We start from the raw sequence: 18,350 nt of genomic DNA, 5'->3' as shown, positions 1-18,350 counted from the left end.
AGCCATGTCCGCCGTACTGTCCGACCAGCTGAAAGCCCTCCTCGACGCCCCGTCCTTCATCACCGTCGCCACCATCCAGCCCGACGGCAGCCCGCAGCTGTCGCCGGTCTGGGTGAAGCGGGACGGCGAGGACGTGCTCTTCTCCACGACCATCGGGCGCCGCAAGGAGAAGAACCTGCGCCGCGATCCGCGCGTGACGGTGCTGCTCCAGCCCTTCGACGCCCCTTATACGTACGCGGAGATCCGCGGCACGGCCCAGATGACGACCGAGGGCGGCCAGGAACTCATCGACGAGCTGTCGCTGAAGTACACGGGCAAGAAGTACGCCGAGTTCAACCCCGCCGCGAAGGACGACGCCCCGCGCGTGGTGGTGCGGGTCTCCGCGCGGAAGGTCGTCGGGCGCCTCTGAGAGCGGCTCCCGGAGCGGGGCCGGGGCGGGTCCCACGTCACAGTTCCATGCCCTGTGGGCCAAGGGGGCGTGGGGCACTGCCCCGCGACCACTACCCTGGAGTGGTGACGATTCGCCTGTACGACACCAGCGCCCGGCAGATCCGTGACTTCAGCCCCCTGCACGAAGGCTGTGTCTCGATCTACCTCTGCGGTGCCACGGTGCAGGCGGCCCCGCACATCGGGCACATCAGGTCCGGCCTGAACTTCGACATCATGCGCCGCTGGTTCGCCTACCGCGGCTACGCCGTGACGTTCGTGCGGAACGTGACCGACATCGACGACAAGATCATCAAGAAGTCGGCCGAGCAGGGCCGCCCCTGGTGGTCGATCGGCTACGAGAACGAGCGCGCCTTCAACAGCGGTTACGACGCGCTGGGCTGCCTGCCGCCCACCTACGAGCCGCGCGCCACCGGCCACATCACCGAGATGGTCGAGATGATGCGCGGCCTCATCGAGCGCGGGCACGCCTACGAGGCCGACGGCAGCGTCTACTTCGACGTGCGCTCCTGGCCCGGCTACCTGGAGCTGTCCAACCAGGACATCGACGACCTGCGCCAGCCCGACGAGGGCGTCGCCGGCAAGCGCGACCCCCGCGACTTCGCCATGTGGAAGGCCGTCAAGCCGGGCGAGCCCGCCTGGGAGACGCCCTTCGGCCGCGGCCGTCCCGGCTGGCACCTGGAGTGCTCGGCGATGGCCCACAAGTACCTCGGCCGGGAGTTCGACATCCACGGCGGCGGGATCGACCTGATCTTCCCGCACCACGAGAACGAGATCGCCCAGGCCAAGGCCTTCGGCGACGCGTTCGCGCGCTACTGGGTGCACAACGGCTGGGTCACCATGAGCGGCGAGAAGATGTCCAAGTCGCTGGGCAACTCGGTGCTCGTCTCCGAGATGGTCAAGCAGTGGCGCCCCATCGTGCTCCGCTACTACCTCGGCACCCCGCACTACCGCTCGATGATCGAGTACAGCGAGGAGGCCCTGCGCGAGGCCGAGTCCGCGTTCGCCCGCATCGAGGGCTTCGTGCAGCGCGTGGTGGAGAAGGCCGGTGGGGTCGTCGAGCCCGCGGCCGAGGTGCCGCCCGCGTTCGCCGACGCCATGGACGACGACCTCGGCGTCCCTCAGGCGCTCGCCATCGTGCACACCACCGTCCGCCAGGGGAACTCCGCCCTGGCCGCCGACGACAAGGAGGCCGCCGTGGCGCGCCTCGCCGAGGTGCGCGCCATGCTCGGCGTCCTCGGCCTCGACCCGCTCGACCCGCACTGGGCCGGCGGTGAGAGCGACCGCGGCGAGGACCTCCACGGCGTCGTCGACACCCTCGTGCGCATGGTCCTCGACCAGCGCGAGGCCGCCCGCGGCCGCAAGGACTGGGGCACCGCCGACGCCATCCGCGACCAGCTGAACCAGTCGGGCCTCGTCATCGAGGACGGCCCGACGGGTCCGCGCTGGACGCTGGGTCCGCGCTAGCACCGCTGATGTGCCGCCCGGCGCTGTGGGCGGCACACTTCATAGACGTACACCTTCGCGCGTACGGACGTACGCGCACTCGCATCACAACAGACAGGTAGGTCATGGCCGCTAACAACCGCCGCATGTCCGGCAAGAAGGGCGCGCAGGTCGGCAGCGGCGGCAATCGGCGCCGCGGCCTTGAGGGCAAGGGTCCGACGCCGCCCGCCGAGGCGCGCAAGGGGCATGTGAAGAACCGCATCGCCACCGCCAAGGCCAAGAAGGCGGCCGGACGCCGTCCCGCGCCCAAGGGCCGCGGCGGCAAGTCGTCGTCCGAGATGGTCGTCGGCCGCAACCCGGTCTTCGAGGCGCTGCGCGACGGCGTGCCCGCCTCCACGCTCTACGTCCAGCAGTTCATCGACAACGACGAGCGGGTGCGCGAGGCGCTCCAGCTCGCGGCCGAGCGCGGCGGCATCCACCTGATGGAGGCCCCGCGGCCCGAGCTGGACCGCATGACGAACGGCCTCAACCACCAGGGCCTCGTCCTCCAGGTCCCGCCGTACGAGTACGCGCACCCCGAGGACCTGACCGCCGCCGCGTACGACGCCGGTGAGGACCCGCTGATCGTCGCGCTCGACGGCGTGACGGACCCGCGCAACCTCGGCGCGATCGTCCGCTCCGTGACCGCGTTCGGCGGCCACGGCGTGGTCGTGCCCGAGCGGCGGGCCGCCGGGATGACGGCCGGTGCCTGGAAGACGTCTGCCGGTACGGCCGCGCGTACGCCGGTCGCCCGCTGCACGAACCTGACGCGCGCCCTGGAGGCGTACAAGAAGGCGGGCATCGCCGTCGTCGGCCTCGCGGCGGACGGCGAGCACGAGGTCGGCGACCTGGCGGCGATCGGCGGCCCCGTCGTCATCGTGGTCGGCAGCGAGGGCAAGGGCCTGTCCCGCCTCGTCGGCGAGACCTGTGACTTCCGGGTGCGGATTCCGATGCCGGGTGGCGCGGAGTCGCTGAACGCGGGTGTCGCGGCGGGCGTGGTGCTCTACGAGGCGGCGCGGCGCCGCGCGTAGGTGTTGCCGGGCGTACTGATGTCCGGACCGTGTGATCTCTTGACGGGGATCTCTTGACGCGGTCCGGACATTTGCGCGTGGTCAAGGCAGTGTCCTAACCACACATCACTCGGTTAGATGAGTGTGGACACCAGAACACCCCGCACACCCACAGGGGGAAGCTCGTCAGGCTTCGACGAAGCTCCCGCGCTGAGCATGGTGAAGGTGCCGAGCGACCCGGCGCAGGTCATCGTCGCGCACGCGAGCTTCCGCGTGCAGCTCCCCGCCGCTGGGCGCATCCAATCCCCGCGTATCTCCCGGCACTTGGGCCTCCCCGAAGAGACGGTGCGCATCCCCGCCGTGGGGGCGGCCGCCAAGCGCCGCGCACCCGTCGTCTGGAGCGGGAAGTCCGATCCGGACGACACCGGCGCGATCAGACTGCTCCAGGCCGTGCGCGGCGGCGGCGTGCGCCGTTCGGCCGAAGAGGCAGGGCCCTACGACGACGGGGGCGCCACCCAGGTCATCCCGCGCGTCGACCTCGACGAGGGGCCCGAGACCGCCGAGACGCCCGTCGTCGGCGCGCGCGGGCCCGACCAGCCCCAGACCCAGCTGCTGCCGCAGATGCGGATGCCCAGCAGCGACTACGACGAGCGGGCGGCCCAGGAACGCGGGCGGTACGGCGACGACGCGTACGGCGGGTACGACGGCTACAGCGGATACAGCGGTCATGACGAGTATCCGGCCGACGAGACCGAGGCCGAGGCCGAGGAGCGCAAGCGGCGGCACGGGGGCGACCCCGTCCGGCACGCCTACTACCCCGGGCGCCGGATGAACCTCGGCGTCGTGCTGCTCCCGCTGCGCGTCTTCCTCGGCTTCATCTCCATCTACGCCGGCATGGGCAAGCTCTGCGACCCCGTCTACTTCGACGGCGGCGAGCGCGGCTCCATGGTCAAGTGGCTCAACTCCCTGCACCCCTGGGCGCTCGCCGAGCCGCTGCGCGACTTCGCCCTCCAGCACCCGGTCGGCGCCGGGCTCACCATCGCCTTCCTCCAGGTCATCGTCGGCGTCCTGACGGTGCTCGGGCTCTGGCAGCGGGTCGCCGCCTCCATCGGCGTGCTGCTGTCGGCCGCGCTCATCGTCACCGTCAGCTGGAAGACCGTCCCCGCCTACGACGCGCCGGACATCATCTACCTCGCCGCCTGGTCGCCGCTGATCATCGCGGGCGCCCCCGTCTACTCCGTGGACGGACGCCTCGCGGGAGAGGCCTGGCGCACGCTCGGGCCGCGCGCGGAGATCTGGGAGCTGCGGCGGCGGGTGCTGCGGCGCGGCGCGCTGGTCGGGGCGGTGGCGATCGGCCTGACGCTGCTCCTCGGTTCGCTGCTCGGCGGCGCGGTGCGGGACGCGGACCGGGTCACCGTGCCCGGCCCCGGCGAGGCCCCGCGCAACGAACTGCCGGGCTCCCCGCTCCCCGGGGACCCCGAGAAGAAGCGGCAGGACCGGAAGGCGCAGCGCCCCTCCGCCTCGTCCGGCTCTCCGTCGCAGGGCAGCTCGCCGAGGCCCTCGCCGGGCGCCACGGCCCCGGGTGCGGCACGCGAGACGGGCACGGCGGGCTCCACGCAGCCGAGCCAGACGCAGGGCAGCAGCACGGCGGGCCAGGCCCCGCCGCAGCAGTCGGCGCCGCAGCAACAGCAGCAGCAACAGCAGCAGCCGCCGGCCTCGACCTCGGGTCCCTCGTCCAGCGGCGGCACCGGTGGCGGCTCGGGCGGTACGGGCGGCTCGGGCGGCACCGGCGGTGGGGGCGAGGAGCCCGGTGGTCTGCTCGGGGGTGTCCTCGGGCGCTGAGACCGTGGTGGTACGCCGGAGGGGCCCCGCACATCGAGTGTGCGGGGCCCCTCCGGCGTTCGTATGAAGGGTGCGCGGGCCTCAACGGGCCTGTGCGGCCAGTTCCTTGGCGGCCTCGGTGAGGTCCTTCGCGGTGTCGATCGCGCGCCAGTAGGCACCCTGCGGCAGCGGGAAGCCCGCCAGGCGCTTCTCGCGGGCCAGGCGCGGGAACGTGGTGCGCTCGTGGTCGCCGAGGTCGGGCAGGAGCGCGGTGAACGACGAGGAGAAGACGTAGACGCCCGCGTTGATGAGGTACGGGGACGGCGGGGCCTCGATGAAGTCCGTGATGTGGCCGAACGCGTCCGTCTCGACGGCGCCCCACGGGATGCGGGGGCGGGCCAGCGCGAGGGTCGCGGTGGCGTCGCGCTCGGCGTGGAAGGCCGCCATGTCGCGCAGCGAGAAGCGGGTCCAGATGTCGCCGTTCGTCGCGTACCAGGGCTGGTCGGCGTGGGGGAGGTGGCGGGCGGCGTACTTGAGGCCGCCGCCGCGGCCGAGGGGTTCCTTCTCGACGACCGTGGTGACGTTCAGCGGGAGGTCGGCGGAGTCCAGCCACTCCTGGAGGACCTCGGCGAGGTGGCCGCAGGAGACGACGGCGTCGGTCACGCCCTCCGCGGCCAGCCAGGCAAGCTGATGGCCGATGATCGGGGTCCCCGTGCCGGGGATCTCGACCATCGGCTTGGGCCGGTCGTCGGTGTACGGCCGGAGGCGGGAGCCTTGGCCTCCGGCCAGGACTACGGCCTGCGTGGGGTTCAGCGTGGTCATGCCCGAACCCTACGCGGCGCGTCGGCCAGGTCGGCTCAGCGGTTCTGGTGGGCTGCCACGCCCGCCGCGAACGACGTGTCGCACACGGGCCGCGCGTACGACTGGGCGCGGGTGGGGCCGTACTTCTGGACGGCGGCCCGGCCGAGGGCGCGGGCGATGGCCACGCAGTGGCGGGCGAGCGACGGGTGGTCGTTCACCTCCCGCTGGAGGCGGGTGAGCGCGATGCCGGGGTTCTTCTCCTGGAGTTCCAGGAGGAGCCGGTCGCGCAGGATGTCCTGCGGGGCGCGGGACTTGGCCGGTACGGAGAGGTCGTCGGCGGATGCGGTGAGCATCGAATCCGAGGAGTTCCCCGACCAGTTGACGCTGGTGACCGCGAGGGTCCCGGAAAGCACCAGCATCACGGGCAGGACGAGAGCGAGCGTGCGGCCGATGCGGCGGGCGGGGCCCCGGTGGGCTCGGCGCGGCTTCTGGGTGTAGTTGGCGGAGTGCGTCACGCCAGGCAGCGTAGCGCTAGGTGATGATTTGGCGACATTTAGTCACTCGGTCGAGCGACGGGGAAATGGGTTTTGCTGGCGCGGTGTTGACGAGGCCCGGGTGAAATGACCGGTGTGCCGGGGTATTTGTCGACAACACGGTCGGGGCCGGCGGATACGCCAAGGGGCCCCGCACCGAAATGCGGGGCCCCTTGGGCAGGCGTGGCGCGGCCTCAGTAGCGCCGGCGGGGCGCGTCAGTCGCGCCGGACGGTCGCGTCAGTCGGAGAGGCGCTCGCCCGTGGAGGTGGAGAACACGTGGGTCTCACCCGGACGCGGTACGACGTGCAGCTGGGCGCCCTTGTCCGGGACGCGGCGGCCGTTGACGCGGACCACGAGGTCCTTGTGCTCCCCGCCGACCTCGGCGGAGCCGTAGACGTAGCCGTCGGCGCCCAGCTCCTCGACGACGTTGACGGAGACGGCGAGGCCGGCCGGGGCGTCCTCGGTCGCCTTGGAGAGGGACGTCGCGACGGCACCGTCCTGCTCGACGATGTCGAAGTGCTCCGGGCGGACGCCCACGGTGACCGTGCGGTCGCCGCGGTCCGCGGCGGCGGCCAGGGCCTCACGGTTGACCGGCACCACGGAGTTGCCGAACTTCACGCCGCCGTCGGTGATCGGGACCTCGACGAGGTTCATGGCGGGGGAGCCGATGAAGCCCGCGACGAAGAGGTTGGCCGGGCGGTCGTACATGTTGCGGGGCGAGTCGATCTGCTGGAGGAGCCCGTCCTTGAGGACGGCCACGCGGTCGCCCATGGTCATGGCCTCGACCTGGTCGTGCGTGACGTACACGGTGGTGATGCCGAGGCGGCGCTGGAGCGAGGCGATCTGCGTACGCGTCGACACGCGCAGCTTGGCGTCGAGGTTGGACAGGGGCTCGTCCATGAGGAACACCTGGGGCTCGCGCACGATGGCGCGGCCCATGGCGACGCGCTGGCGCTGACCGCCGGAGAGCGCCTTGGGCTTGCGGCCCAGGTACTCGGTGAGGTCCAGGATCTTCGCCGCGTCCTCGACCTTCTGGCGGATCTCGGCCTTGTTGACACCGGCGATCTTGAGGGCGAAGCCCATGTTGTCGGCGACGGTCATGTGCGGGTAGAGCGCGTAGTTCTGGAACACCATGGCGATGTCCCGGTCCTTCGGCGGCAGGTGCGTGACATCGCGGTCCCCGATGCGGATCGCGCCGTCGTTCACGTCCTCCAGGCCCGCGAGCATGCGCAGGGAGGTGGACTTGCCGCAGCCGGACGGGCCGACGAGTACGAGGAACTCGCCGTCCTCGATCTCGATGTCGAGACCGTCGACGGCGGGCTTGTCGGAACCCGGGTAGATCCGGGTCGCCTTGTCGAACGTAACAGTGGCCATGGTGAGGGCCCCCTTCACCGGCAGGAACGTGCCGGACGATCCGAGTAGAGGGAGTGGTGTAGTCCACCTGAGTGAACTGCTCGTGACCGTACCCCGGAGGTCCGTGGTCTGTCAGTAGTCGGGGCGCGGCGGGGTTCGCGGAAATTTTCGACGGGGGCGGGGGCGTCGTTGGTTACACTGCGGGGGCGCGCCGCGTAGCGGTCCGCGTGTGCCTCCTTAGCTCAGATGGCCAGAGCAACGCACTTGTAATGCGTAGGTCGTCGGTTCGAATCCGACAGGGGGCTCCACAGGGCGAAGGCCCAGGTCAGCTCATCGGTGACCTGGGCCTTCGGGTTTTCGGGGCCGCTCGTGGCTAGCGGGTGACGGCTCCGGTCGCCTTGCTCGTCGCCTTTCCGTCGAGGTGGCCCGGGCGGTGTGCGGTCACCTTGGCCGTGATCTTCTTGCCGTGCTGGGCGGACTTCAGGACCAGGGAGGGCTTGGTCGCGCCGGTGATCTTCGTGCCGTTCGCGTACCACTGGTAGGAGTACGTGCCCGGCGCGGGCGACCAGGTGCCCTTAGTGGTCTTGAGGGTCTTGCCGACCTTGGCGGTGCCGGTGATCTCCGGCTTCTTCGTGGCCCTGGGCGCGGCGCCCTTGGCGATCGTCACCGGGGCGGAGGTCGCGGTCGCGTCCTTCCAGCCGGTCTTGCGGGCGGTGACGGTGACGGTCAGCTTCTTGTCCAGGTGCGCCGCCGGGATCGTGTACGTCGAGGCCGTGGCGCCCTCGATCACCTCGCCGTCGGCCTTCCAGCGGTAGGTGTACGAGGACGGGGTGGCCGACCAGGTGCCGGGGGACGCCGTGACCTTGCCGCCGACGGCCGCGGTGCCCGTGACCTTGGGCGCGGTGGTGTTGGTCAGCTCGGGGTCGGTCACGGTGAAGGTGCCCTGTCCGTAGGAACGGCCGTCCGAGACGACGCTGATGTTCCAGGTGCCCGCGGGTACGTCGGTCAGGTCGAGGGACGCCTTCAGCGTGCTGTAGTCCGCCGAGACCGACGTGGTCCTCGCCGTCAGGGTCCTGCCCGCCTGTGACAGGCGGACCGTGGCCTGCGGGCTGATGGCGGTGCCCTTGACGGTGAGCGTGGGCTTGCTGCCTCCGGGCGCCTTGGCCGGGGTGACCTCGGTGATCGTGGTCCTGTCGTCTCCGCAGCGGCCGTTCCTGCACGTCAGCGTGGCGCGGTAGGAGGTGGCGGAGGCCTTCTCCGGGAGGCCGAGGACGAGCACGGAGGGCTTCTTCGGAGTGTCGGGGGACTCGTTCACACCGCAGAGGTAGTCCCCGGGGTCGACGCCGTAGCAGCCGTTGGTCCAGGAGCTGTTGTACAGCGCGGGGACCGCTTCCTCGGGGGAGCCGGTGGTGTCGCTGATCTCGGCTTCGAAGGAGTCGTTGCGCGACGTGGGCAGGACCGCGCACACGGCTGTGCGCGACTCGTCGAGGGTGCCGGTGACGGGACCGTAGCCGTACGCGATCGAGGGCACCTTGGCGCACTCGGCCGCGGGTCCTTCGGCGGTGGCCACGCGCAGGGCGTCGAGGCGGTACTCGGGTGCCGCCTTCAGGTTCGCCGGGGTCTGCACGAGGACCTGGTGGGTGGTGGAGCCGGTCACCGCGCAGGAGCGGTTGCGCCAGGAGCACTTCATCGCGCCGTCGCCGTCCAGGACCATGATGTTGGCGGTGCCCAGCGCGTCCCGTACATCGACGTGCAGGACGTCATCGGCCGCGGAGGTGGTGACCTGGTGGCAGCGCAGGGAGCCCGGGGCGTCGTACGGACCCCTCACGGACGGGCCGCCCACCTTGGCCGCCGAGGTCTTCGCGCAGCCCGCGGACGAGGCCGTGGACGTCACGTCGCGCCGCGTCAGGGTGTAGTCGGCGGCCTTGTCGCGGCCGGTGACCAGGACGGTGTGGGCCTTGCCGGGAGTCAGTGGGCACACCGCCCAGCCGTTGGTGGTGGCGTTGCGCTCGCAGACGCGCTTGCCGGTCGAGTCGAGCACGGAGAACTTGGCGGGCACGTCGCCGGAGGTGGCGACGAGTTGCAGGACCTCGTTCGAGGAGTGGGTGTCGGCCGGGATGGTCAGGCAGCGCGAGAAGACGCCGTTCCCGGTGGAGAAGGAGGCCTTCGCGCCGTCGGCGGTGAAGCTGCCCGCGGGCAGGACGGGGCAGTCGTTCGCCGCGTCCGTGCGGTGCAGGGCGAGGGCGTACGGGCCGGTGCGGGGGTTGCCGTCCGCGTGGACGAGCGCGCGGTAGGGGGCGGCGCCGGTGAGCGCGCAGTCGCCTGCCGCGAGCCGCTCCGCGCCGCAGCGCCGGACGCCCTCGCTGTCGAGGACCTCGACGGCCGGGTCGACCCCGGAGGCGTCGAGCGCGGTGAGCGCCGCGACCCGGGCGTTCTCGGGCGCGGCCAGCTCCAGGCAGTCGTACTGTCCGTCGGCGCTCAACTCGCCCCGGTGCGAGCCCATGTCCGCCTTCACGCAGCCGTTGCCGGACGCGCTGTCGAGGACGATCAGGCCGCTCGGTGTGTCGTGGAAGGGGCTCGGGCCGTCGAGGACGGCGGTGTAGGTGCCGGCGGAGGGCAGGCGGCAGCCGTCGTCGGTGGTGCGGCAGACGGTCTTCCCGGCGCTGTCGTACACGCGGACGGGCTTTTCCGTGACGGTTTTGCCGTTGACGGAGTCGATGAGGTACCGGCCCGCCTTCTCGGCGGTGACGGTGAAGCAGGGCGTCTTGGTGAACTCCTGTGCCTCCAGGGGTCCGTACGGCCGTACCGGGGCGGAGGGGCAGCCCTCGGCGTCGTTCAGGCGGCGCACCTTGACCGCGTACGCGGCGGGGAAGCCCCTCTCGGTGTACGTGACGCGCGACAGGACGCGGTAGGGGCCCTTGCCGGGCAGTACGCAGCTGTTCTCGCCCTCCTCGGGCGCGGCGCAGATCCGGTCCCCGGTGGCGTCGGTGATCCAGGCCGTGGAGTCGCCGTAGACCTCGCTGCCGTGGGTGAGCCGGACGCGGTCGCCGGGCTCGGCGTCGAAGGGCTGGCAGCCGACTTGCAGGGCGCTGACGGCGGTTCGGGGGGCGGTCGGAATGTCCCATGAGGTGCCGACGGACTCGGCGCAGCCGCGGGTGCCGCCGAGCGGCACCACGGTGACGGCGGTGTCGGCGTCCTCCCAGCCGTTGTTGGAGACCCGCACGGTGTAGTCGCCCGCTTCGGGCAGGTCGCAGGTGCCGGCGGTGCAGTCGATCTCCTCGGCGCCGGCGTTCACCTGGACGTACGTCTCGTTGTTGCTGCTGTCGAGCGGGATGAGGTGCGGGCCGGCCTCGGTGGCGGTGAAGGTGTGGCAGGCGGACCCGTCGGGCGCGACCTTCGCTCTGCCGACCGCACCGCCCGGGTCGCCGAACGGGGCGAGGGCGAGTGGCGCGCACTCCGGTTCGACGGCGTGGGCGGCGGTCGCCGGCAGTGCGAACGGCACCAACAGGGCGAGCAGTGCGGTCAGGGCGAGTAGCAGCGCAGTGGACAGCGCGGGTCTCGCGGGTCTCGTGGATCTCGGACAGGGACGTGGTTCAGGCATCGAGCCCCCCAGGCTGAACGAATGGTCAGGTGAACGAATGGTCGGGTGATCGTGGCATGAGGGGCCGACAACGGCACGGGAGGGCCTGGGCAGGCGCAGGGGGCGGGGGCGGCTTCCGCGGGCGTTCCGATACTTTGAGCGGAACTTTTCGAACATTGGGAGGGCTCAACTCATGGCCGTACACAAGGCCGGGCGCAAGGCCGCGCGCGTCGCCACCGCGGTGGCCGCCGCGGCGCTGATCGGGGTAGCCGCGTCCGCCTGTGGTCCCGACGGGGACAACGCCGGTGGCGCCGAGAAGTCCTCGTCCTCCGCACCCGAGTCCAAGGGGCCCGAATCCAAGGGGCCCGAGTCCAAGGCGCCCGGGTCCGACGTGCCCGCCTCGGTGAAGGGCGGCGTCATCACCGTCGGCGACCCGCAGGCCAAGCACACGGTCAAGGTCTACGAGGACTCGCGCTGCCCGTTCTGCCGGAAGTTCGAGGAGGGCGGGGCGCAGGCGCTGGTCGGGCCGGTGGCCGACGGCAAGGTCAAGGTCGAGTACGTGATCGCCTCGTTCCTCGACAGGAACCTCGGCGGCAGCGGCTCCGTGAACGCGGCCAACGCGCTGCGGGCCTCGGTGGAGGCGGGCAAGTTCCCGCAGTACCACGCCGCCGTCTTCGCCAACCAGCCCGCGGAGGAGACCGACGACGCCTACACCCCGGCCTTCCTGCTGAAGATCGCCGACAAGGTCGACGGGCTGCGCGGCGGCGCCTTCGACAAGGCGGTCACCAACGGCACGTACAAGAAGTGGGTCGGCGAGGCGATGACGACCTTCAACAAGGACGGGGTCCAGTCCACGCCGACCGTCCTCATCGACGGTGAGAAGTCCGAGGGGGAGGCGCTCTACGACCAGGGGGAGTTCGCCAAGCAGCTCAAGGCGGCCGGGATTTCCTGAACGTTCGTCAGGGTCGCGGCGTGATCGACATTCGCGTTCCGGACGGGCTGGTCGAGGCGCAGCATCTTTACGCGGGTGAGGCGGGGCGTGCCTTCATCGACGTACTGCCCGCGCGCGTACGGGAGTTCGCCGAGCGGTGGGAGCTGACGCCCGACGGGGATCCGATGCACGGGCAGGCCGCGCTCGTGCTGCCCGTGCTGCGCGCCGACGGCACGCCCGCCGTGGTCAAGTTCCAGGTCCTGGACGAGGAGACCGAGGGCGAGCCGGTCGCGCTGCGGCTGTGGGGCGGCGACGGGGCCGTCCGGCTCCTGGACCACGACGCCGGGACCGGCACGATGCTGCTCGAACGCCTCGACGAGGGGCGGATGCTGTCGACGATGGCCGACACGCGCGCGGCCGTGCTCGTCATCGCGGAACTCCTCGCCCGGCTGACCGCGGGGCCCGCGCCGGACGGCATGCGGCGGCTCGGTGACATCGCGGCCGAGATGGTCGACGACCTGCCCCAGGCCCTGAGGGCGATCCCGGACCCGGCCGAACGCGCGATCGTGGAGCGGTGCGGGGGCGCGGTGCGCGAGGTCATGGGCGAGCCCGGTGACCGGATGCTCCACTGGGACCTGCACTTCGAGAACGTACTGGCGTCGGAGCGCGAGCCGTGGCTCGCCATCGACCCCAAACCCCTTGCGGGTGACCCCGGTTTCGACCTCTGGCCGGCCCTCGACAACCGCTTCGAGCCGGACGAGGTGCTGTGGCGGTTCGACGCGATGACCGAGGTCCTGGGTCTCGACCGGGAGAGTGCGCGCGCCTGGACGCTCGGCCGGGTGCTTCAGAACGCGCTGTGGGAGATCGAGGACGGGCGGCCGCTGGTGCCGGATGACATGGAGATCGCGCGGCGGCTTCTGGGTCGGTGAGGCCACGCCCGTCCGGGCGCTCGGCTGGTGAGACGGCGTTGACCCCTGCGGCCCGCCGCTGACTAGCCTGCCCCCATGATTCGTACCGCGACACCGGCCGACATCCCCGTCATCCACGCGCTCGTCCGCGACCTCGCCACGTACGAGAAGGCGCCCGACGAGGCGAAGGCCACCGAGGAGCAGCTGCGTGAGGCGCTGTTCGGGGAGCGGCCCGCGGCGTTCGCGCACATCGCGCAGGACGACGCGAGCGGTGAGGTGGTGGGCTTCGCCCTGTGGTTCCTCAACTTCTCGACGTGGCGGGGCGTGCACGGGATCTACCTGGAGGACCTGTTCGTACGTCCTGAGGCGCGCGGCGGCGGGCACGGCAAGGCGCTCCTCACCGAACTCGCGCGCATCTGCGTGGAGCGCGGCTACGAGCGCCTGGAGTGGTCGGTCCTCGACTGGAACGAGCCGTCGATCAACTTCTACAAGTCGCTCGGCGCGCGCCCCCAGGACGAGTGGACCGTGTACCGGCTGACGGACGACGCTCTCACCTCGCTCGGTGCGCCGCCGCCCGCCGTTGCCTAGAACTTGCCTAGAACTCGTCCACGGTGTGCGGCAGTCGCGTCGTGCGCAGCGCCGCGTCCAGTGCTGTGGTCGTGCCCGGCGTGTGCTCCTGGGCGAGGCCCGCGCGGACCAGGGCGTCGGTGGGCGTCCCGCCGAGGTAGGCGGCGGCCAGGTCGCGTACGTCGAGGGTGAGGTCCGCCGGGCGGTCCGTCCGCTCGTACGTGCAGCCGTCGGGGGACGCCGTCAGGCGGTGGCGGCCCGCGTTGGCGGGGAGGTGGTCGTCGCGTACGTCGATGACCACGTCGACCGGGGCCGCCCAGGAGCGGGCGGTCAGCGCGGCGCGCACGTCGATGAGGCGGACCCACAGCCCGGGGAACTGGCCCGTGACGCGCACCTGGTCGCGGTCGGCGGCGAAGAGCAGCAGCGGGTCGTCCAGGGGCCGGCCCCAGGCCTGGACGACACCCGTCAGGTCGATCGAGGCGAGATAGCGCCAGAGGGCGGCGGCCGCGGCGGGGGTGTCGGCCTCCAGGTCGTCGAGGCGGACGAGGCCGGGGGCGTCGTCGCGGGTTTTTGTGCGGTAGATCGCGTAACCCGCTATCCCGGCGGGCGGGCCGCCGGGGATGCTGCCGGGGGAAGCGAGGGTGACGATGCGGGGCGGGGAGAGTTCGTCGTCCTCCTCGTCCTCCGTCACCATCCACTCCTCGCGCCACCACGCCTCGGTGCGGGCGATGCGGCCGGGGCGGTCGGCGCGGGTGCGGTCGTAGTACGGGCCGAGGAGGTCCGGGACGTCGGACGGGTCGACCAGGCGCAGCGGGCCCTCGTCGGGGGCGATGCGCAGGGCCAGCGGGCGGCGGGAGTCGATCTCCACGGTGTTGCCGTGGGTGGCCACTCCGAAGCCGAACCTGCCGTAGATGGCGTCCTCCGACGCCCACAGCGCGGCGATCGGCGAGGCCTCGGCCACCGCCTTGGCGAACAGCTTCGCGATCATTCCGGAGAGCACGCCGCGGCGCCGGTGCGTCGGCGCCACGGAGACGAACGTAATGCCGGGGCAGGGCAGTTCGCCGCCGGGGACGGAGACCGTGAAGGGGAACGCGGCGAGGAATCCGACGAGTTCGTCACCGTCGTAGGCGCCGACGCGGGTGCAGCCGAGCAGCAGGTCGTGGTTGTGCTTGCGCTTCTCGTCCTCCGGGCTCTCGTGGAAGGCGAGGTACGCGAGGGAGAGGGCACGGTCGATGCCCGCCTCGGGAATGTCACGGAACTGAAGGGGGGAGGGGGCGGAGGGGTGGACGGCTTCCATATCCATATAACGGACGGTAGTTCCCGGATGCCGTGACAGCAGGTGAATTTCCGCCTCCCCCGACGCGATCAGGGGATCAGGATCACCTTGCCCATCGTGCCGCGGGTCTCCAGCGCGCGGTGGGCCGCCGCCGCCTCCGCCAGGGGGTAGCGCTGCACGGCCGGGGTGAAGTGCCCGGCGGCCGCCTCGGTGAGCGCGGCGAGTTCCAGGGTGCGTACGGGGTTGTCGCCGCCGGCCTTCGCCATCATCGCCGGGCCGAGGACGTTCACCTGGGTGATGCCGCGCGCGGCCAGCTCCTCCTCGTCGAAGGTCAGGGCCTCGCCGCCGTGCAGGCCCTGGCCCGACCAGCCGAAGACGACATGGAGGCCGCCGGGGCCGAGCAGATCGACCGCGGCCAGGCCCGCCTCGCCGCCCACGCCGTCGAAGACGACGGTGGCGGTACGGCCGTCCAGGCGCTCCTTGAGGTACGTACGGACCTCGTCGGGCCAGGCCGGGTTCTTGTAGTCCACGGCGAGGTCGGCGCCGTTCGCGCGGACGCGGGCCGTCTTGTCCGGGCCGCCCGCCAGGCCGATGACGGTGGCGCCCCGGTATTTGGCGTACTGCGTGAGGAGCGTGCCGATGCCGCCCGCCGCGGCGGGGATGACGGCCACCGAGTCGGGGGTCAGCTCGGTGAATCGCAGGATCCCCATCGTCGTACGTCCCGTACCGATGAGGGCGACGGCCTCGGCGAAGTCCATCTCGTCGGGGAGCACGTGCAGGCGGGACGCCTCGGTGACGGCCTGCTCGGCGTAGCCTCCGGGCGCGAAGCCGAGGTGGGCGACGACGCGCTTGCCCAGGAGGTCCGGGTCGACGCCCTCGCCCACCTCGTCGACCGTGCCGGCGATCTCGCGGCCGGGGATCGTGGGCAGGGCGGGGAGTTCGGGCAGCGGGCCCCGCATGCCCTCGCGGATCGCGGTGTCCAGGAGGTGCACGCCGGCCGCGGCGACGGTGACGCGGACCTGGCCCGCGGCCGGGACGGGAGCCGCCGTCTCCTCGTATACGAGGTTCTCGGCGGGGCCGAAGGCGTGGAGGCGGATGGCGTGCATGGCGGGCTCCTCGGGGGCGGGGCCGTCCGGTGGTCGGGCGGCCGTTCTGAAACCCCACCTTTCAACCTCAAGCAGACTTGAGGTCAAGCCTCGACCTCGTCAGCGCCAGCGTCACCGCCTCCACCGCGCTGTTGAACGACACCTCGGTCAGCAGACCGGGCGCCGCCACCTGGTCTCCCGCCAGGTAGACGCCGTCCCCGCGGTCGATCGAGGGGCGGTCGCGCCAGGTGGTCCCGGGGCGGTCGACCGCGCCCGTGCGGCCGTTCGCCACGGAGGCGCGGCGCCAGGTCAGCCGCTCGCGCCAGCCGCGGTAGCCGAGGTCGAGCAGGTGCTCCGCGCGAGCCACGCCGTCGTGCTTCGTCTCGTCGGGGGAGAGCGGGATCTGTGCCTGGATCAGCTGCTCGCCCTCGGGGGCCAGCGTGCGGTCCTGGGCGGTGAAACGCTCCACCCACCCCGTCCGGTCCAGGTCGGAGACGACGAAGGCGTCGCCCGTGCGGGAGCGGAACGCCACGTCGACGAGCGCGGTGCGGCCGCTCTCCCAGCGCAGGGAGTCGTCGCCGAGGAGGCGGCGGGCCGCGTCGAGGGACGTCGCCACGACGACCGGGCCGTTCCGCGGGACGTCGTCGAGGCTGTCGACGCGGGCCTGCGTCTCCACGCGTACGCCGAGGTTCCAGGCGAGCCCCGCCATGCGGTCGATGACCCGGGCCCAGCCGCCGCGCGGGTACTGCGCCTCGGGCGGCAGCTTCGTCGCGCGGCGCAGGCGCTCCTGCACGAAACGGGCGGAGAGCGAACCGGGGTCGTGGTGGAACGTCGCCACGGCCACGAAGTGCGCGGCGGCGCGCGCTCCCTCCTCGCCGACCAGGCCCGTCGCCCACGTGGTGAAGTCCTGGTCCACCGGGGCCCGTTCGGACCTGTGACGCAGCAGCTTGAGCAGGGCGAGGGGCGGTACGCGGTGCAGGGCGCCGCGGTGGTGGAAGCGGAGCCGGGCGGCTTCGAGGGGCGGCAGGGGGGGCCGGCGGGCCGATGAGGTCGCGCTGCTTGAGCCAGGTCCAGAGGGGGCCGCCGTTGTAGAGGGCGTGCGGGCCCTCGTTGGTCTTGTACGGGCCCTCCGCCGTGCGGGCGCGGCCGCCGAGCGTGTGGTGGGACTCGCGCAGGGTCACACGGGCGCCGGCCTCGGCGGCGGTGATGGCCGCGGTGAGGCCGGCGAAGCCGCCGCCGATGACGGTGAGGGGGGTGGGGGTGGTGGAGGTCGTGGGGCGGTGGGCAGGTGGCATTGCTTGGGCTCCCTCAGGGTGTGGGCCGGCCTTCGTCCGGTCTGCTGGTCTTCGCCTTCGTTACCTCGACGGGTGGGGGTGGGCCGGATGTGACATCGGGGTGCGGCGGCTCTGCCGGAGCGGCGTTGTCAGTGGCGGCGGGCACGATGGGGGGATGGCTCAGAAGGCGAAGGTTGCGAAGGGCGGGGCGCGGGGCGCGAAGGCCGCGGGCGTGGTCAAGCAGGCGCAGCGGGCCGAGGTGCGGTTGCCGCCGCTGCGGCCCTTCGAGGGAGGTGAGCTGGAGCCCGACGGGGACTACGACGGGCTGGAGTTCAGCGGCCTCGACCTCGGCGCGCAGGACGGGGGCGGGGCGCTCTTCATGGACTGCGCGCTGGTCGGGTGCGGGGTCGGGGAGACCAGGCTGAGCCGGGCGCGCTTCGTCGACTCCGTCCTGACGGAACCGCGGGGCGTGGGGACCGACCTCGTGGAGGCGTCGATGCGGGACGTGGAGGTGGTCGACGCGCGGCTCGGGGGCGTGCAGTTGCACGGGAGCGTGCTGGAGCGGGTCGTCGTGCGGGGCGGCAAGCTCGACTACCTGAACCTGCGGAAGGCGCGGCTGCGGGATGTGATTTTCGAGGGCTGCGTGCTGGTGGAGCCGGACTTCGGGCTTGCGTCCCTGGAGCGGGTGGAGTTCCGGGACTGTGTGGTGCGGGGGGCGGACTTCAGCGGGGTGCGGATGAAGGACGTGGATCTGCGGGCGGCGGGGGAGCTGGGGATCGCGCGGGGGGTGGGGAGTCTGGCCGCGGCGGTGATCAGTCCTGAGCAGTTGATCGAGTTGGCGGGGGGTTTTGCGGCGGAGGTGGGCGTGCGGGTGGCTGGCCCCTGGGCCTAGGGCGGGTTCTGGCGGGGGCGCCTTGGCTGGCGGGGGCGCCTTCAGCGGGGCTGCCTTCAGTGGGGCTGCCTTCGGTGGGGCTGCCTTCGGTGGGGCTGCCTTCGGTGGGGGTTCGCCTTGGGTTCGTCTTTGGGGCGGGGCCGCGGGGGTATGTGCGTGCTCGCCATCTTGGTGCGGGAGCCTGTTGGTTGTTGGGCTCGGTTAGTTGGATCCGCTGTGCTGCGCTCGCACATACCCCCACGTCCCCTCGCGAGCGTGCGCGGCTGCGGGCCGGTGGGGGGTGAGGGCGGCGCGTCCCGCCGCCTGCCACGTGTGTGCCGCTGCCTGCTCTACGGGGGGGGGAGTTCCCCACCCCGTAGAGCAGGCAGCGGCACACACGTGGCAGG

Annotated in this window: 14 protein-coding genes, 1 tRNA gene and 1 pseudogene; 9 read left to right on the top strand and 7 right to left on the bottom strand. The window is 72.1% G+C overall.

What is annotated here, in order from left to right; genetic code table 11:
- Positions 1 to 4: 4 nt before the first annotated feature.
- From IG54_RS0117965 to IG54_RS0117950, 4 genes are all read left to right on the top strand, one after another.
- Positions 5 to 409, top strand: a complete 405-nt coding sequence (locus tag IG54_RS0117965) for a PPOX class F420-dependent oxidoreductase (protein WP_030784728.1) — start codon at positions 5 to 7, stop codon at positions 407 to 409.
- Positions 410 to 513: 104 nt separating this feature from the next.
- A complete protein-coding gene (gene cysS, locus IG54_RS0117960; RefSeq protein ID WP_030784726.1) occupies positions 514 to 1,914 on the top strand; it encodes a cysteine--tRNA ligase in 1,401 nt (466 codons plus the stop codon).
- Positions 1,915 to 2,018: 104 nt separating this feature from the next.
- Positions 2,019 to 2,963, top strand: coding sequence for a 23S rRNA (guanosine(2251)-2'-O)-methyltransferase RlmB (gene rlmB / locus IG54_RS0117955; RefSeq protein ID WP_030784723.1), 945 nt, complete (start codon positions 2,019 to 2,021; stop codon positions 2,961 to 2,963).
- A gap of 117 nt (positions 2,964 to 3,080) precedes the next feature.
- On the top strand, positions 3,081 to 4,784 hold the full coding sequence (locus IG54_RS0117950) for a DoxX family protein (protein WP_234336230.1): 1,704 nt from the start codon (positions 3,081 to 3,083) through the stop codon (positions 4,782 to 4,784).
- An 81-nt stretch (positions 4,785 to 4,865) separates the two neighbouring features.
- Here the strand turns inward: IG54_RS0117950 and IG54_RS0117945 are convergent, their stop codons facing one another.
- The 3 genes from IG54_RS0117945 to IG54_RS0117935 all read right to left on the bottom strand — a co-directional run bounded on the left by IG54_RS0117945 (position 4,866) and on the right by IG54_RS0117935 (position 7,472).
- Positions 4,866 to 5,585, bottom strand: a complete 720-nt coding sequence (locus IG54_RS0117945; protein WP_030784717.1) for a nucleotidyltransferase family protein — start codon at positions 5,583 to 5,585, stop codon at positions 4,866 to 4,868.
- A 35-nt stretch (positions 5,586 to 5,620) separates the two neighbouring features.
- A complete protein-coding gene (locus IG54_RS0117940) occupies positions 5,621 to 6,079 on the bottom strand; it encodes a hypothetical protein (protein WP_030784714.1) in 459 nt (152 codons plus the stop codon).
- 256 nt (positions 6,080 to 6,335) lie between these two features.
- Positions 6,336 to 7,472: an ABC transporter ATP-binding protein gene (locus IG54_RS0117935; RefSeq protein WP_030784711.1), complete on the bottom strand. Its 1,137-nt coding sequence runs from the start codon at positions 7,470 to 7,472 to the stop codon at positions 6,336 to 6,338.
- 210 nt (positions 7,473 to 7,682) lie between these two features.
- On the opposite strand from IG54_RS0117935, the gene IG54_RS0117930 reads away from it, so the two are divergent.
- Positions 7,683 to 7,759, top strand: a tRNA-Thr gene (locus tag IG54_RS0117930).
- A 65-nt stretch (positions 7,760 to 7,824) separates the two neighbouring features.
- Here the strand turns inward: IG54_RS0117930 and IG54_RS0117925 are convergent.
- Complete coding sequence (locus IG54_RS0117925; RefSeq protein WP_030784708.1) at positions 7,825 to 11,052, bottom strand: hypothetical protein; 3,228 nt, start codon at positions 11,050 to 11,052, stop codon at positions 7,825 to 7,827.
- A 172-nt stretch (positions 11,053 to 11,224) separates the two neighbouring features.
- On the opposite strand from IG54_RS0117925, the gene IG54_RS0117920 reads away from it, so the two are divergent.
- From IG54_RS0117920 to IG54_RS0117910, 3 genes are all read left to right on the top strand, one after another.
- Positions 11,225 to 11,983, top strand: a complete 759-nt coding sequence (locus tag IG54_RS0117920; protein ID WP_030784705.1) for a DsbA family protein — start codon at positions 11,225 to 11,227, stop codon at positions 11,981 to 11,983.
- Positions 11,984 to 12,003: 20 nt separating this feature from the next.
- On the top strand, positions 12,004 to 12,891 hold the full coding sequence (locus tag IG54_RS0117915) for an aminoglycoside phosphotransferase family protein (RefSeq protein ID WP_030784702.1): 888 nt from the start codon (positions 12,004 to 12,006) through the stop codon (positions 12,889 to 12,891).
- A 75-nt stretch (positions 12,892 to 12,966) separates the two neighbouring features.
- A complete protein-coding gene (locus IG54_RS0117910; protein ID WP_030784699.1) occupies positions 12,967 to 13,458 on the top strand; it encodes a GNAT family N-acetyltransferase in 492 nt (163 codons plus the stop codon).
- A 7-nt stretch (positions 13,459 to 13,465) separates the two neighbouring features.
- Here IG54_RS0117910 and IG54_RS0117905 read toward each other — a convergent pair whose 3' ends face one another.
- From IG54_RS0117905 to IG54_RS38015, 3 genes and pseudogenes are all read right to left on the bottom strand, one after another.
- Positions 13,466 to 14,740 (bottom strand): GNAT family N-acetyltransferase, encoded by a 1,275-nt coding sequence (locus IG54_RS0117905; RefSeq protein WP_051819605.1) that lies wholly within the window; start codon positions 14,738 to 14,740, stop codon positions 13,466 to 13,468.
- A gap of 62 nt (positions 14,741 to 14,802) precedes the next feature.
- Positions 14,803 to 15,819, bottom strand: a complete 1,017-nt coding sequence (locus IG54_RS0117900; protein ID WP_030784694.1) for a zinc-binding dehydrogenase — start codon at positions 15,817 to 15,819, stop codon at positions 14,803 to 14,805.
- A 67-nt stretch (positions 15,820 to 15,886) separates the two neighbouring features.
- A pseudogene (locus IG54_RS38015) lies at positions 15,887 to 17,093 on the bottom strand (NAD(P)-binding protein).
- A 154-nt stretch (positions 17,094 to 17,247) separates the two neighbouring features.
- Here IG54_RS38015 and IG54_RS0117890 point away from each other — a divergent pair.
- Positions 17,248 to 17,964, top strand: coding sequence for a pentapeptide repeat-containing protein (locus IG54_RS0117890; protein ID WP_030784692.1), 717 nt, complete (start codon positions 17,248 to 17,250; stop codon positions 17,962 to 17,964).
- The last annotated feature ends 386 nt before the right edge of the window (positions 17,965 to 18,350 follow it).

This window comes from Streptomyces sp. NRRL S-920 (assembly GCF_000717945.1).
GTDB lineage: Bacteria > Actinomycetota > Actinomycetes > Streptomycetales > Streptomycetaceae > Streptomyces > Streptomyces alboniger.
The sequence above is the reverse complement of the archived record's forward strand: the minus strand, read 5'-3'. Positions and strand labels throughout refer to the sequence as shown.